Source organism: Streptomyces sp. NPDC057253 (genome assembly GCF_042669125.1).
GTDB lineage: Bacteria > Actinomycetota > Actinomycetes > Streptomycetales > Streptomycetaceae > Streptomyces.
In genome coordinates, this window is the sequence record NZ_JBHUXV010000002.1 from 176,897 (window position 1) to 190,472 (window position 13,576).

A 13,576-nucleotide genomic window follows, 5' to 3' on the forward strand; every position below is an offset into this window, starting at 1 on the left:
GGTGCCGCTCAGGTCCCAAGTCGCCCCCTACGGGGTCCACTTGATGTTCGGGTTCACATTGCCGGTCCAGTTGAAGACGGCCATGTTGTCCCAGCCGTTGCCGCTGCCCGAGATGTTCGTCGGGTCCCAGCCGTTGCCCGTCACCGCGTACCAGGTGGGCTCCCAGTAGAAGACACCGATCGCGCCGTTGCTGCGGGCCGCGTTCTGCACGGCGGTGAAGTTGTCCGCCTGGCCCTGCCAGGACAGCGGGTAGCCCGAGCAGCCGGTCGTGATGGAGTTGGCGGTGCTGTCGGCGTTGGCCGAGGTGAACGGGTAGGCCGTCTCGGCTATCACGACGTCCTTGCCGTACCGGGACTTCATGTCGGCCACGACACTGCCCATGTTGGCGATCGTGCCGTGCCACGGGCAGTAGTACGACAGCCCGGTGATGTCCCAGGCGACGCCCTTGGCCTTGATGCCGTCGTAGAACCAGCGGGCGTTGGCGTCGCTGTCGGCGTCGGCGGTGTGGATGATCACCTGGGTGCCGCTGTTGCACGCCTTGGTCGCGTTGTATCCCGACTTGAGCAGCAGACTGAGGTTGGTGAAGTCGTTGTTGACGACCTTGCCCTCGTTCCACAGCATGCCGACGTTGATCTCGTTGCCGATCTGCACGCTGTCCGGGGTGGTGCCCTGCGACTTGAGGCTGTTGCAGACGTCGTACGTGTAGTTGTAGACGTCGGTCTGGAGCTGGCTGATGGTGTGGCCGGCCCAGGCCGCGGGCTTGTTCTGGTTGCCCGGGTCCGCCCAGGTGTCCGAGTAGTGGAAGTCGACCAGCAGCTTCAGCCCCTTGGCCTTCACCTGCTTCGCGTACGACAGCACCTTGGCCTTGTTGTTGTAGCCGCTCGCGGGGTTGTTCCAGACCCGCAGGCGGACGTAGTTGACGCCGAGGCCCTTGAGGATGTCCAGGGGGTCCTTGGCGGTGCCGCTCGCGTCGTAGTACTTGGCACCGAGGTCGAGAGCGCGCTGGGCGGTCGACACATCGGCACCGAGCATGGTGAGCGAGCCCGCGGCGGAGGCGCTGGGGGGCGTGGTGAGCAGGGATGCGGGCAGGGCGAGGGCCGCCAGGAGCATGGCGGCTCTCACGAGGCGGCGCGGACCTTTGACGGTCATCCCGACCTCCTTGTCTGACATGATCATGCGGATAAGGCTCTGTGAACGTTCACGGTAAGAGGTGATGACAGCGCTGTAAATACATGTGTCGGCAGCATTACTTCCAGACAGAGGTGCCCTCTTGAGCGATAACTAGTCTGTGTACGTTCACAAATAGAGAGCGATGAGCCGCACGCTTGGGCAGCATGCTCACTATGATCAACAGCCCGCTCGCCCTCCACGACCGCCTAGTCGCCCAACCGCGCCCCCAGGGCCTGGCCCTGGCGCCGGACGGCACACGTCTGGTCCTGGCCGTGCAGACCCCCGACGAGGAGGGGTCCCGGTACGTGTCCGAGTTGTGGGAGGTGGATCCGGCGGGCGAGAGAGACCCGCACCGGGTGCCCGGCTCCCAACAGGGCGACTTCGCCCCCGCGTTCACCGCCGACGGCACCCTGCTGTTCCTCTCCGACCGCGAGTCCGGCGAGCCCGGGCACGAGGCGGGAGCGTCCCTGTGGTCGCTCTCCAGCAGCGGTGCGGCCGAGCGGATCGCCCAACACCCGGGCGGGACGAAGGCGTTCACCGCCGCCGCCCGCTCCGGCACGCTCGCCTGGACGGCCGATCTGCTGCCCGGCGCCGGGGACGCCCGCACCCATGCCGACCTCCTCCGGCGGCGTCGCCGCGCCGGCATCAGCGCCGTCCTGTTCGAGACGTCCGCGGGCGAAGACGGCGTGGAGCTCGGCCCCGCCGAACCCCACACCTTCGTCCTCGTCCCGGGCACCCCGCCCGTCGACGCGGGCGGTCAAGGCCTCGCGGGCGCCGGGGACATGGCCCTCTCGCCCGACGGATCCCTGGTCGCCTACACCCGGGCCCCCACCGCCTCCGCCCCGGACACGAACACCGTGGTGATCGCCGACGCGGCCACCGGCGTGCGGCGCACCGCACTGTCCCGCCCAGGCCACCAGTACTACGGCCCGTCGTTCACCGCCGACGGCACCCGGCTCGTCTGCGAACGGCAGCAGGAGGAGACCTACGACTCCGAGTGGCAGGTCACCCTCGTCGCCATCGACCCCCTGTCCGGCGAGGAGACCGATCTGCTGCCGGACTTCGACAACTGGCCCTGGCCGGGAAGGGTGCTCTGCTCACCGGTCCCCGGCGACACCACGCTGTGGTTCACCGGCGACGAACAGGGGCACCGCCCGGTCTTCCGCCGGGACCCGGACGGCACGGTCACCCGCCTGACCGCCTCGGGCGCCTACACCTCGCTGTGCGTGACACCCGACGGCTCCACCCTCTACGCGCTGCGCAGCACCCTCGACCGCTCCCCCCACGTGGTCCGGCTGGACGCGGCCAAGGCCGACCAGGAACCCGCCCTCCTCCGGACACCGGGCGACCTCGGCCCCCTGCCCGGCACGCTGACCGAGGTGAGCGCGACCGGCGACGACGCCTTCGCCCTGCGGGCCTGGCTCGTGCTGCCCGAGAAGGCCACGGCCGAGCATCCGGCACCGCTCCTCGTCCTGACCCACGGCGGACCCCAGGGGTCCTGGAGCGACTGGCCCTGGCTGTGGAACCCCTGGCCGTTCGCCGCCCGCGGCCACGCCGTGCTGCTGCCCGACCCGGCCCTGTCCTCCGGATACGGGCAGCGCATGCAGGAACGCGCACGCGGCGACTTCGGCGGCCGGCCCTACCGCGACGTCATCGCGCTCACCGACGCCGCACTCGCCCGCCCCGACCTCGACCCGGGCCGAACGGCCCTCGCGGGCTTTTCCTACGGCGGCTACCTCGCCAACCGGACGGCCACCCGCACCGACCGCTTCAAAGCACTGGTCTCGCACGCCGGGCTGTGGAACCTGGAGTCCCTCCAGGGCGCCACCGACATGCACGCGTACTTCCGGAAGATCTTCGGCGACCCCCGCACCCGGCGCCAGCGCTACGAGGCCGACTCGCCCCACCTCGACGCGGCGCGGCTGACGACACCGATGCTGCTCGTGCACGGCGGCGCGGACACCCGGGTCCCCGAGGCGCAGTCTCGGGAACTCCAGCACGACCTCCGGCGCCGGGGTGTACCCACCGGGTTCCTGTACTTCCCCGACGAGTCCCACGGCATCGACGCCCCGCACCACCTGCGTCTCCTCTACGAGACGGCCCTCAACTTCCTGGACCACCACGTCCTGGGTCAGGAGTGGAGGCGCCCGGAGCTGCTGTGACGCCGACCGGGTCTTGGCCGGGGCAGGTCAGGCGCGGCGCAGTCGCAGGGTGAGGATCTGGAACGGGCGTAGGGTCAGCCGGACGCCGGCCTCCACCTGCCGGTGGCTCGACGGATCGTCCACAGGGCGTTCCAGCAGGTCCGTCGCCAGGGCGGAGGCCAGCGGGAAGCCGGTGCGCAGCGTCGCCCGGGCCCGGGTGCCGCGGGACTCGTAGAGGCGCACGACCACGTCCCCGCTCCGGTCGTCGGCGAGCTTGACCGCCTCCACGACCACGCCCTCGTGGTCGACCGAGACCAGCGGGACGACCGTCGCACTGCCCGGCACCACCCGTTCGGGCAGATTGAAGCGGTACCCCTCGCGCCTCGCGTCGGTGACGTCGGCGCCGATCAGCAGGGCGTAGCCGAGACGGTGGGTGCCCTGGTCCTGGTCGGGGTCGGGGAAGCGGGCGGCGCGCAGCAGCGAGAGGCGGACCGTGGTGGTCGTACCGCCGTCGGGGCGGATGTCGCGCGTGACGTCGTGCCCGTAGGAGGAGTCGTTGACCAGCGCGGCTCCCCAGTCGGGCTCGCCGACGTGCAGGAAGCGGTGCGCGCAGGTCTCGAACTTGGCCGCGTCCCAGCTGGTGTTGGTGTGGGTGGGCCGCTCGACATGGCCGAAGGGGATCTCGGCGGTCGAGTGGGCGGCCCGCACGTCCAGCGGGAAGGCCGCCTTGAGGAACTTCTCCCGCTCGTGCCAGTCGACGACGGTGTCGATGACCAGCGCGCGGGAACCGGCCGGCAGCGTCAGCGTCTGCTCGATCCTCGACGCGCCGAAGACCCGGACCACCCGGAGCCCTTCACCAGTCGCCGTGACGGACTCGGCGTCGGTGAGGTCGCGGACCGTGTTGCGGTAGAAGACGTCGACGTCCCAGGCGTCCCACTGGTTCGGGAAGTCCTGGTGCAGCTGGAGCAGGTTGCCGACCGCTCCGGGGGCCAGCGCCTCCCGGCCGGCCGTGTGGTCGTAGGCGGAGGTGATCAGGCCGTCGGCGTCCACCGCGATCCGGACCAGACCGTTGTCGAGGACGAACCCGTCGCCGTCCGGTCGCGGAGGCGTGAGTTTGCGGACCGTCTCGGGGCGCGGGCTCGCCCCGAAGGCCGCCACACCGGCCCGGGCGTGCGGCGCCGAGTTGAAGACGACCGTGCCGTCCGGTTCCCCCGCCAACGCCTCCTGAGCCGCCGCGATCAGCTCCTGGAGCTCCCGGGCCACCGCCGCGTACGTCTCCTCCGCCTCCCGGTGCACCCAGGCGATCGACGTCCCGGGCAGGATGTCGTGGAACTGGTGCAGCAGCACCGTCTTCCACAGCCGGTCCAGGGCGTCGTACGGATAGGCCTGTCCGTGCCGTACGGCGGCGGTCGCGGCCCACAACTCCGCCTCGCGCAGCAGGTGTTCGCTGCGCCGGTTGCCCTGCTTGGTGGCGAGCTGGCTGGTGAGGGTGCCGCGGTGGAACTCCAGGTACAGCTCCCCGGACCACACCGGGGCGCCGCCGTTCGCCTCGTACTCGGCGTGCGCGCGCCGGAAGAAGTCCGCCGGTCCCTCCAGTGCGACGCGCGGTGAACCCTCCAGGTCCCTGAGCCGGTCCGCGCGCGCGAGCATCTCGCGGGTGGGGCCGCCACCGCCGTCGCCGTAGCCGAAGGGGATCAGCGAGTGGCTGGAGCCGGACTTGTCCTGGAAGTTCCGTACGCTGTGGGCGACTTCGGCGCCGGACAGCTCGCCGTTGTAGCTGTCGACGGGCGGGAAGTGGCTGAAGATCCGGGTGCCGTCGATGCCCTCCCACCAGAACGTGTGGTGGGGGAACTTGTTGGTGGTGTTCCAGGAGATCTTCTGGGTCAGGAACCACTTCACCCCGGCCAGCTTCATCAGCTGCGGCAGGGCCGCGTTGTAGCCGAAGGTGTCCGGGAGCCACATCTCCTCGGTCTCGACGCCGAACTCCTCCAGGAAGAACCGCTTGCCGTGGACGAACTGGCGCACCAGGGCCTCGCCGCCGCTGATGTTGGTGTCGGGCTCCACCCACAGACTGCCCGTCGGCAGGAACTGCCCGGTCTTCGCCTTCTCCTGCGCCCGCGCGTACACCTCGGGCCGGTGCTCCTTGAGCCAGGCGAGCTGCTGTGCCTGGGACATCACGAACCTGAACTCCGGGTGGTCGTCCATGAGGTGGGTGACGTTGGAGACCGTCCGGGCCACCTTGCGCACGGTCTCGCGCAGCGGCCACAGCCAGGCGGTGTCGATGTGCGCGTGCCCGACCGCGGAGATCCGGTGCGCGCTCGCGTGCGCGGGGGAGGCCAGCACGGGCGCGAGGGCGGCCCGGGCGGCCCGCGCGCTGCCGCTGACGTCCTGGAGGTCGACGGCGTCCAGGGCGCGTTCGACCGCCCGCAGGATCTGCCAGCGGCGCGGGGAGTCGGGGGACAGCTCCGGCATCAGCTGCTGCAACACCTCCAGGTCCTGCACGAGTTCGTGCACGTCCCGGTCGAACACGGCGAGGTCCAGCCGCCGCAGGCGGTAGAGCGGTTCGCCGGGGTCCGCGGCCGGGTCGCCCAGCCAGGGCGCGCGGCCGCCCACCGACGTGGGTCCGAAGGTCAGCTCGCCGGGAGCGGTGTGCATGACGACCGGGTTGGCGGCGGCCTCGACATGGACCGTGAACTCCTCGCCGCCCACCGCCCGTTCGGCCACCGGCAGCCAGGTGTTGCGCGGATTGAGCGCCTTCACGGCACTGCCGTCGGGCCGGTAGACCAGGCCCTCGGCGGAGAAGCCCGCCGAGTGGGTCGCGAACCCGAGGTCCAGTACGGCCTCGACCGTCTCGCCCGCCCAGTCGTCCGGGATCGTGCCGGCGACCTTGAACCAGCTCGTCGACCAGGCGGGCCCCCACCGGTCGCCGACCCGGGCCGGACGGTAGGGCGCGGCCAGCGCTTCGGGGACCGGCACCGGCTCTCCTGCGACGCTCCACACCTCCACGTCGAGGGGGACGGACCGGGCGTGGACGGCGGGCCGTATGCGCTCGTCGAGGACCCGGGCGAGCCGCTGTTCGGTGAGGTCACGGTCGTTGTGCATTCACGTCTCCGTACAGGTGGGGGGAGTCAGCCCTTGAGCGCGCCGCCGAGCGCGAAGCCGCCGCCGAGCTTGCGGGCCAGCAGCAGATAGAGCAGGACGACGGGCATCGAGTAGAGGAGGGAGAACGCCGACAACTGCCCGTACTGCGTCTGGTCGTGCGCGCTGAGGAAGGTGAACACGCTGACGGAGGCGGGGAGTTTCTCCGGCGACAGCAGCAGGATGAAGGGGACGAAGAAGTTCCCCCACATGCCGATGAACGTGAAGATGGTGACCACCATGACGCCGGGCCGCATCAGCGGCAGGACCACCCGCCACAGCACCTGCATGGTGTTCGCGCCGTCGATGCGGGCGGCCTCCTCCAGGACGATGGGGACACCGTCCATGAAGTTCTTCATCAGCCAGATCCCGAACGGCAGCGCGGACGCGGCCAGGAACAGGGTCGTGCCCGGCATCGAGTCGATCAGGTTCAGCTGCACGAACATGCTGTAGACGGGGATCATCACGGCCGTGATCGGCAGCCCCGTGGAGAACAGGATCGTGTAGAGGAAGGGCCGCCGCACCCGCGACCGGTAGCGGGAGAGCGGATAGGCGCACAGGACGGACGCCACCACGGTCACCGCCGTGCCGAAGCCGCACAGCAGCAGGCTGTTGAGCATCGGCCGGTAGGTGGTGTCGACGTTGAGGACCGCGTCGAAGTTGTCGAGCGTGAGCGCCGAAGGCCACTTCAGCCGGAAGGAGTTGGTGTCGCTCACCGAGGCGAGCAGCATCCACAGCAACGGCAGGACGTACAGCACGGACACGGCGAGCAGGACGAGGTTGACGGTGAGGCGTCCGGGGCGGACCCGGCGCCGGCGGGGGGCGCTCGGCGCGACCGGGGCCTTGTCCGCCGTCCTCGCGGGGGGAGTGGCTACGGCGGCCATCAGTCGTCCTCCAGTTTCAGCAGCCGGATGTACACGACGGAGAACAGGGCGCCGACCACCAGCAGGACGAGCGCGATGGCGGTGCCGTAGCCGATCAGGCTGTTCTGGAAGGCCTGTTGGTACATGAAGATCGGCAGCGTCTCGCTCTTGTTGCCCGGACCGCCGCGGGTCATGGTGTAGATCAGCCCGAAGACGGACAGCGTCTGGAGCGTGATCAGCATCAGGTTCGTCAGGATCGACGGCCTGATGACCGGCAGGACCACCCGCCACAGCCGCTGCCAGGGACCCGCCCCGTCCATCTCGGCGGCCTCCACCAGTTCCTGGGGCACGTCGTTGATGGCCGCGGTGAAGACCATCAGGGAGAACGCGGTGCCGCGCCAGACGTTGGCCAGGCACACCGCGAGGATCGGCATCGTGTACAGCCAGTTCTGGTCCGGCAGATGCAGCGCGTCCAGCAGCGAGTTGAGCGAGCCCTCGTTGTAGAAGAAGGCGTACATCAGATAGCCGGCGACCACCTCGGGCAGCACCCACGCGGCGATGACCACCCCGTTGACCACGGCCCTGACCGGCCTGGTCGCCTTCTGCATCAGGACCGCCAGCGCGAGCCCGAGGGTGTTCTGGCCGACCACCGCGGAGCCGACCACGAACACCAGGGTGAGCCACATGGCGTTGAGGAAGTCGGTGTCCTTCAGCGCCCTGGTGAAGTTGTCGACGCCGACGAAGTGGGTGCCGGACGCCCCGGTGAGCTGCATGTCGGTGAACGCGTAGTACACGCAGTACGCGATCGGGCCGGCCAGGAACACCGCCAGCAGGACGACGGCCGGGACGGTCGGCAGACCCCGCAGCAGTGAGCGGACGGCGGGGGCGGGCGCGCCGCGGGACCGGCGGCGTGCGCCGGTCCCGTGAGGCGCCGGGGCGAGGGCGGTCACGAAGTGCCCTCCACGGTCTTGTCATCGCCCACCGCCGCCTTGACATCGTTATCGAACGTCGAGGCGGCCTTGTCGACGGAGGCCTGACCGGTGGTCACGGACTCCATCGCCTTCTGGATCGCGGTCGAGACCTGGTTGTACTCGGGCAGGCCGGGCCGGTAGTGGGTGTCGGCGACCAGCTCGGTGAAGAACTTGTTGGTCGGCACCGAGTTCAGGTACGCCGGGTCCGAGGCGACGTCCGTGCGCACCGCGATGTTGGCGTTGGTCACGTTCCACTTCGCGGCGTTGGTCTTCGTCTGGAGCGTGGTCGACAGGAACTTCCAGGCCAGGTCGGGGTTCTTGGCCTTCGCCGGGATCGACCAGGCCCAGCCGCCCGACATGCTGGTGCGGCCCGGCGCCTGGCCGTTCTGCGTCGGCATGGCCGCGGTGCCCATCACCGACTGCCACTGCTTCCACGGCTTGGCGGCCGCGTCGCTCCAGTTGTTGGGCATCCAGGAGCCGTCTATGTCGATCGCCAGCTTTCCCTCGGGGATGAGCTCGGTGCCCACGGCGGTCCCGAAGTTGGCGCCCAGCGCCTGCTCCTTCGACGGGCCGAGACCCTCGCTGTACACGGTGTGCACGAAGTCCAGCGAGTCCTTGAAGCCCTGGCTGCCCACCACCCACTTCTTCTGCGAGGCGTCGTAGAGCGACTTGTCGCCGGCCGGGGTGCCGTACAGCAGCATCTCGAAGCCCTGCATGGAGGAGGCCTCGCCGCCCGCCTGGCCGGTGTAGAGGTTCAGCGGGGTGACGCCGGGCAGCTTCGCCTTGATCTTCTTGGCCGCGGCGATGACGTCCGCCCAGGTCCTGGGCTGCCAGGGCACGGCGATCCCGGCCTTCTGGAGGAGTTGCTTGTTGTACCAGATCCCGCGGGTGTCGGTGTCGTCCGGGACGGCGTACACCTTGCCGTCGGAGGCGCCGGTCACCGCGCCCTTGGCGGCCTTGGCGTACTGGGACCAGTCGGCCCACTTCGCGGTGTAGGAGTCCAGGGGCTTGAGGTAGCCGCCCGCGATGTCGGAGTTGATCAGCGCGGTGTCCTCGTAGACCAGGTCGGGTGCGGTCGCGGGGGAGCGCATCATCAGCTGGAGCTTGGTGTAGTAGTCGTTCTCGGAGGCGACCACCGGGACGAGGGTCACCTTGGTGCCCGGGTTGGCCTGGGTGAACTCCTTCACCATCGAGGCGAGGAAGGTGGCCTGGAGCTTGTTGGTGCTGTCCAGGTTCTGCCAGTAGACGACCTTGATGGACTTGGCCGAGCTCCCTGACGAGCCCGAACCGCAGCCGGTGACGGCCAGGGCGGTGGCGGCGGTAAAGGCCGCGGCGGTGACGATTCTCGAGCGCACAGTGGTTCCTCCGGGACGCGAAACCTGAGGGAAAGCCGCGAGTTTTCCGGGGCCGGGAGGCCAGCCCGACAGCGCTCCACGCTCGGCGCCACCTTGCGCTGACTGGCCTTGACGGCCGGATTTTGTGGGCGTCAGCTAAATCCATTTGATGGATGAAGTCAATGCTTCGAGTATGTAAACTTTCGTCCTGGGGCGCCGCACGCGGCGGAGGTGAGGGGATCGGATGACCATGCTCAGCGGGACGAATCTGCCGAGGGTCGGCGGCTACAACCAGGCCGTCGTCCTGGACGCCATCCGCACCACGGGCCAGGTGAGCCGGGTCGAGCTGGCCGCGCTCACCGGACTGACCAACCAGACCGTCTCCAATGTCGTCCGCAAGCTCCTCGACGCCGGCCTGGTCGCGGAATCGGGGCAGGCCCCCTCCAGCGGTGGCAAGCGCCGCACCCTGCTGACCCTCCGGGCCGAGGGCGCCTGCGCGGTCGGCGTCCACCTCGACCCCGACGCCGCCGTCATCGTGGTGGTCGACCTGGCCGGCGAGGTGATCGGCAGCCGCCGCCTCCGGCTCACCGACCCCGGCGACCCGGCCGACGTCGTGGACCGCGTCGCCCGCACCACCGGACGCCTCCTCGACCGCAGCGCCGTGGACCGCACCCGCCTGCTCGGCCTCGGCATCGCCGCGCCCGGCCCCCTCGACGGCACCACCGGCGCGGTGGTCTCCCCGCCGAACTTCCCCGGCTGGGGCCGCGTCCCCCTCGCCGACATGTTCGCCGAGGCCACCGGCCTGCCCGTCGCCCTCGACAACGACGCCACCGCCGCCGCCATCGGCGAGCGCTGGATCGGCGGCGCCGACCGCGCGGGCAGCTTCCTGTTCCTCTACCTCGGCACCGGAGTCGGCGCCGGGATCGTCCTCAACAACACCGTCCTGCACGGCGATTCGGGCAACGCGGGCGAGTTCGGCCACATGGCGGTGGAGCCCGGCGACCGGGTCTGCCACTGCGGCGCCCTGGACTGCCTCGGGCCGTACGTCAGCCCGGCCGCGATCATCGACGACCTGCTGCGCCTGCACGGCCCTACCGCGGCCGACCGCATCGGCCTGACCGGCACGCCCGACACCGTGCACGACGACTGGAAGGCCCTGCGCCGAGCCGCCCGCGCGGGCGACGCCGACGCCCGCGATGTCGTACGACGGGCCGCGCGCCGTATCGGCGAGGCCGCGCGCGGCGCCGCCAGCCTCCTCGACGTCAGCCGGGTCGTCCTCGGCGGCGAGGCGCTGCGCGGCATCGAACCGATCGTCCGCGAGGAGGTCGAGGCCGCCGTCAACCGCACCTCCGTCGCCCGTACGATCCGCTCGGTCGCCGTCGAGCAGAGCGTGATCGGCGAGACGGTGGGCGCGGTCGGGGCCGCGTCACTCGTGCTGCACGGGAACTACGCGCCGGGCTGGCGGATGCTGACGGACGTGACCGGCTGAGCCGGAGCGGTCCGCGGTCCTGGCACGGGTGAGCACACCGCGACTCCGGACGACCGGCCTGGTGCGTACGCACCAGGACCCGGTGCGGAGCCGGTCCGTTCGCACCAGGGGGAGTCGGCTGCGCAGGACGATGCCCGGCGGGGCGCCGGACGGAAGGGTTGAGGACGTGCGGATCCCGCGCATCCCCTCTTCCCAGCGGACTCTGGAGTGATCGACAGGTGGCTGCATTTCTCTACCGGATCGGACGGTGGGCCTTCCGGCGGCGCCGGCTCGTGGGCGCCCTCTGGCTCGGCGCCCTGGTACTGGCGGTCGGCGCCGCCGCCCTGGCGCCGGCCGCGGAGGACGAGGACCTCTCCATGCCCGGCACCGAGTCGCAGAAGGCGTTCGACCTGCTGGACGAACGCTTCCCGCAGAGCAACTCCCAGGGCGCCGAGGCCCGTCTGGTGTTCCGGGCCCCGGACGGCCAGCGCGTGACGGCCCGGGAGAACAAGGCGGCCGTCGAGCAGGCGCTCGGCTCGCTGGACGCGGGCGGCCAACTCGCCTCGACCACCGACCCCTATGAGACCGGAGCCGTCAGCGAGGACGGCACCGTCGCCTACTCGACGATCACCTACACCGCGGACGCCGTCGACCTGACCGCGTCGACGAAGAGCGCCCTGGAGGACGCCGCCGACCGGGCCCGGGACGCGGGGCTGACCGTGGAGATCGGCGGGTCGGCCCTCGACGCGGAGGAGGAACCCGGCGGCACGACCGAGATCATCGGGGTCGTCGTGGCGGCCGTGGTCCTGGTCCTCGCCCTCGGCTCGCTGGTCGCGGCCGGACTCTCCCTGGTGACCGCGTTCGTCGGCGTGGCCATCGCCTTCGGCCTGGTCTCCGCACTCGCCGTGCCGCTGGGCCTGACGTCCACCGTCGCCATCCTGGCCCTGATGCTCGGCCTCGCGGTCGGCATCGACTACGCCCTCTTCATCACCTCCCGCTACCGTGACGAGCGCGCCCAGGGCAGCGAGCCGGAGGAGGCCGCCGGCCGGGCGGTCGGCACCGCCGGATCCGCCGTCGTCTTCGCCGGCGCCACCGTCGTCATCGCGCTGGCCGGGCTGGGGGTCGTCGGCATCCCCGAACTCACCAGGATGGGCCTGGGCGGCGCGGGCGCCGTGGCCCTCGCCGTGCTCGTCGCGCTGACCCTGGTCCCCGCGCTGTTCGGCTTCTTCGGCCGCCGCGTGCTCTCCCGGGCCGCCCGCAAGGCCGCCCGACCGGGAAACCCACGACGCCCCCACCACCTGCCCGGCACGTCCGGCCGGCCCGGACTCGGCACCCGCTGGGCGCGGTTCGTGCTGCGCCGGCCGCTGGCCGTGCTGATGGTCGCCGGACTCGGTCTCGGCGCGGTCGCCCTCCCCGCGCTGAGCCTCGAACTCGGGCTGCCCGGAGACGAGTCCAAGTCGGTCCAGACCACCCAGCGCCGCGCCTACGACCTGCTCTCGGACGGCTTCGGTCCCGGCTTCAACGGCCCGTTGACCGTGGTCGTCGACCTGCCGCCGTCCGCGGACCCCCGGGCCACCACCGACCTGGTCGCCCGGACCGTACGGGACGTCGACGGGGTCGCCTCGGTCGGGGCACCGGTGCTCAGCCGGACCGAGGACACGGCCGTCCTCACCGCCGTCCCGCGGACCGCGCCGAACAGCGGCGAGACCAAGGACCTCGTGCACACGCTCCGCAACGCGGCCCGGACCGTCGAGGCCGACACCGGCGCCGCGGTCCTGGTGACCGGCACCACCGCGATGAACATCGACATCTCCGAAGCCATGTCCGACGCCCTCGTGCCCTATCTGACGGTGGTGATCGGCCTGGCGGTGCTCCTGCTCACGGTGGTGTTCCGCTCGGTCCTGGTCCCGGTCAAGGCCGCGCTGGGCTTCCTGCTGTCGGTGGGAGCCGCCTTCGGCGTCCTCGTCGCCGTGTTCCAGTGGGGCTGGGCGGCCGACCTGCTGGGCATCGAGCAGACCGGACCCGTGATGTCGCTGATGCCCATCCTCGTCATCGGCATCGTGTTCGGCCTCGCGATGGACTACGAGGTGTTCCTCCTCAGCCGGATGCGGGAGGCCCACGTCCATGGCGCCGCTCCCGGCGAGGCGGTGGTCCAGGGCTTCCGGCACAGCGGACGGGTGGTGGCCGCGGCCGCCGTCATCATGATCAGCGTGTTCGCCGGATTCATCGGGATGACCAGCCCGACCATCCAGACGATGGGTGTCGGACTGGCCGCCGCCGTCGCCTTCGACGCCTTCGTGGTCCGGATGGCGATCGCACCGGCGGTCCTGGCACTGCTCGGCCACCGGGCCTGGTGGCTGCCTCGTATCCTGAACCGCGTGCTGCCGAACGCGGACCTCGAGGGAGAGACACTGAGCCGTCCTGTCCCGGCCCCCGCGGCCGACCCGGACGCAGGCGCACGGCGTCTCCCCGTCGGCCGGGACTGAGGCCG

The 13,576-nt window shown here is 70.9% G+C and carries 8 protein-coding genes; 3 read left to right on the top strand and 5 right to left on the bottom strand.

Going from position 1 to position 13,576, the window contains the following annotated elements; translation table 11 throughout:
* Positions 1-27 precede the first annotated feature (27 nt).
* The gene (locus ACFULQ_RS01900) at positions 28-1,149 is read right to left on the bottom strand and encodes an arabinogalactan endo-beta-1,4-galactanase (protein ID WP_383536722.1); all 1,122 of its coding nucleotides are present in this window, start codon (positions 1,147-1,149) and stop codon (positions 28-30) included.
* A gap of 185 nt (positions 1,150-1,334) precedes the next feature.
* Here ACFULQ_RS01900 and ACFULQ_RS01905 point away from each other — a divergent pair, with 185 nt between their 5' ends.
* The gene (locus tag ACFULQ_RS01905) at positions 1,335-3,332 is read left to right on the top strand and encodes an alpha/beta fold hydrolase (RefSeq protein ID WP_383536724.1); all 1,998 of its coding nucleotides are present in this window, start codon (positions 1,335-1,337) and stop codon (positions 3,330-3,332) included.
* 27 nt (positions 3,333-3,359) lie between these two features.
* On the opposite strand, the gene ACFULQ_RS01910 is transcribed toward ACFULQ_RS01905, so the two are convergent.
* From ACFULQ_RS01910 to ACFULQ_RS01925, 4 genes are read right to left on the bottom strand one after another with little or no spacing between them, the layout of a single operon-like run.
* Positions 3,360-6,413 (bottom strand): alpha-mannosidase, encoded by a 3,054-nt coding sequence (locus ACFULQ_RS01910; protein ID WP_383536727.1) that lies wholly within the window; start codon positions 6,411-6,413, stop codon positions 3,360-3,362.
* Positions 6,414-6,439: 26 nt separating this feature from the next.
* Positions 6,440-7,333 (bottom strand): carbohydrate ABC transporter permease, encoded by an 894-nt coding sequence (locus ACFULQ_RS01915; RefSeq protein ID WP_383536729.1) that lies wholly within the window; start codon positions 7,331-7,333, stop codon positions 6,440-6,442.
* Entirely contained in the window at positions 7,333-8,262 is a 930-nt protein-coding gene (locus ACFULQ_RS01920) for a carbohydrate ABC transporter permease (protein ID WP_383536731.1), read from the bottom strand. Before ACFULQ_RS01920 ends, ACFULQ_RS01915 begins: the two co-directional genes overlap by 1 nt.
* A complete protein-coding gene (locus tag ACFULQ_RS01925; RefSeq protein ID WP_383536733.1) occupies positions 8,259-9,638 on the bottom strand; it encodes an extracellular solute-binding protein in 1,380 nt (459 codons plus the stop codon). The genes ACFULQ_RS01920 and ACFULQ_RS01925 overlap by 4 nt, the downstream gene beginning before the upstream one ends.
* 223 nt (positions 9,639-9,861) lie before the next feature.
* On the opposite strand from ACFULQ_RS01925, the gene ACFULQ_RS01930 reads away from it, so the two are divergent.
* Positions 9,862-11,106 carry an ROK family protein gene (locus tag ACFULQ_RS01930; RefSeq protein WP_383536735.1) on the top strand — a complete coding sequence of 415 codons (1,245 nt, stop codon included), beginning with the start codon at positions 9,862-9,864 and terminating at the stop codon, positions 11,104-11,106.
* A 218-nt stretch (positions 11,107-11,324) separates the two neighbouring features.
* Entirely contained in the window at positions 11,325-13,571 is a 2,247-nt protein-coding gene (locus tag ACFULQ_RS01935; RefSeq protein ID WP_383536736.1) for an MMPL family transporter, read from the top strand.
* Positions 13,572-13,576 lie beyond the last annotated feature (5 nt).